Here is a 2,042-nt window from a genome sequence, read left to right on the forward strand (position 1 = left end):
CCACGCTGGTGCTCGTCGAGGTGCTCTACCCCGCCCACGACGTGGGGCGCTGGCGCGCGGAGGCGCTGGCCTCGGTGCTCTACGCCGAGAACTGGGCTCTGGCCCTCGGGGCGGTGGACTACTACGCGGCCGATCACTCCAGCGCCTCGCCGTTCCAGCACTTCTGGTCGTTGTCGGTGCAGGGGCAGGTGTTCCTGCTGTGGCCGGTGATCTTCGCGGCCGCCGCGGTGGTGTGCCGGCGGTTGCGGTGGCGGCCGGTGCCGGTGCTGGCGGTGGCCTTCGGGGCGGTGTTCGCGGTCTCGCTGGCCTTCTCCGTCCAGCAGACCGCGGTGCGCCAGGAGTTCGCCTACTTCGACACCCGCACCCGGCTGTGGGAGTTCGCCCTGGGGTCGCTGCTGGCGCTGGCGGTGCCGCACCTGAACCCGGCCAGGGGGCTGCGGGTGGTGCTGGGCTGGGCCGGGCTGGTGAGCATGGTCGCCGTCGGCGTGGTCGTGGACGTGCAGGGGGCGTTCCCGGGGTGGATCGCGCTGTGGCCGCTGTGCTCGGCGGCGGCGGTGATCGTGGCGGGGTCCTCGGGCTCGCGCTTCGGGGTGGACCGGATCCTGGCCTCGGGGCCGCTGGTGCGGCTGGGGGACGCGGCGTATGCGCTGTACCTGGTGCACTGGCCGCTGCTGATCACCTACCTGGTGCTGCGGGACCGGCCGATGGCCGGTCCCCGGTCGGGGGTCGCGATCGTGGTGGTCTCGCTGCTGCTGGCGCTGCTGGCGACCCGGTTCGTGGAGCAGCCGCTGAAGCGGTGGGCCTGGCCCGAGCGGTCGCGGCGCCGGCTGGCGGCGGTGGTCCTGGTGTGCGTGGGGCTGGTGGCCGTGCCGGTGCTGGCGGTCCAGCAGGCCGAGGCCCGCCGGATCGCGGAGATCACCGCGCAGGCCGACCGCAACAACCCCGGCGCGGCCGCCCTCGCCCCCGGATTCGAGTACCAAGGCGACCCCGACGCGCCCGTCATCCCCGTCCTCACCGGCGAGCACTACCCGAAGCCGCCGCTGGGCAGTCCCTGCCCGGCGGAGATCGGCCTCGGCGAGCGGTGGCAGCAGTGGTGCTTCGACACCGTGCCGGCCGAGGACCCGGCCGCGACCCTGCTGGTCGTCGGCAACAGCCACGTCCACCAGTGGCTGCCCGCCGTCGAGCACCTGGCCGAGCGCAACGGCTGGCGGGTCGTCACCTACATCCGCGGCAACTGCTTCTACTCGACCCTCGACGAGCAGCTCTTCCCGGACGAGTGCGCCCGGTGGCTCGAGGGCACCGGTCCCGCCGTCGACGCCGTCGACCCCGACCTCGTCCTCGTCCAGGGCACCCGCAGCACCGACGAGAACGAGGAGACCTTCACCCCCGGCACGGAGCAGCGCATCCGGGACCTGGCCGCCCGCGGCATCCAGGTGATCGGGGTCCGCGACAACCCGCGCTTCGACTTCGTCCCCGCCCACTGCGCGGAGGAGCACGGGGCGCAGGCCCCGCAGTGCGCCGCGACCCACGCGGTCCTCGACCCGGACAGCCCCCTGGCGCCCGTGGCCGCGGAGCTGTCCCGGGTCTCGGCGGTCGACCTGGGCGACCTCGTCTGCCCCGGGGGCACGTGCCCGCCGGTGATCGGCAACGTGTGGACCTACTGGGACAACAACCACCTCACCGCCGAGTACGTCGGGACCCTCGCCCCCGAGTTCGCCCGGCGGACCGAGCAGGCCCTCGCCGCCGACGGCGCCCAGGGCCTGCTCCGGCGCTGAACCCGCCCACCGCGGAACCTGCCCGGCGGGGGCGGGACGGCAGGGCCCGGACCTCGGGACCGGTGCGGTGGGACCGGTGCGGTGGGACCGGCCGCCCGTGGGCCCGCCACCGGATCCGGTAGGCTCCACCAGTCCCCTCCGCGCCGCCCACCCCCCCCCTCGACGCCGGCGCGGTGTCCCCCCAGGAGGTACCCCCATGCCCACCGCACTCGGCCCGGCCCCCTGGGCCCGCACCCCGGCGCAGGAGCGCCCGGCGGACCGTCCCAG

The 2,042-nt window shown here is 75.4% G+C and carries 1 protein-coding gene; it reads left to right on the forward strand.

Annotated features, from left to right (window positions below; all coding sequences use genetic code 11):
• The coding region (locus LQU92_RS14815) for an acyltransferase family protein (RefSeq protein WP_230781440.1) at positions 1 to 1,775 on the forward strand (1,775 nt) is incomplete at its 5' end.
• Between the last annotated feature and the right edge of the window lie 267 nt (positions 1,776 to 2,042).

This window comes from Kocuria sp. LUK (assembly GCF_021012935.1).
Lineage (GTDB): Bacteria > Actinomycetota > Actinomycetes > Actinomycetales > Micrococcaceae > Kocuria > Kocuria flava.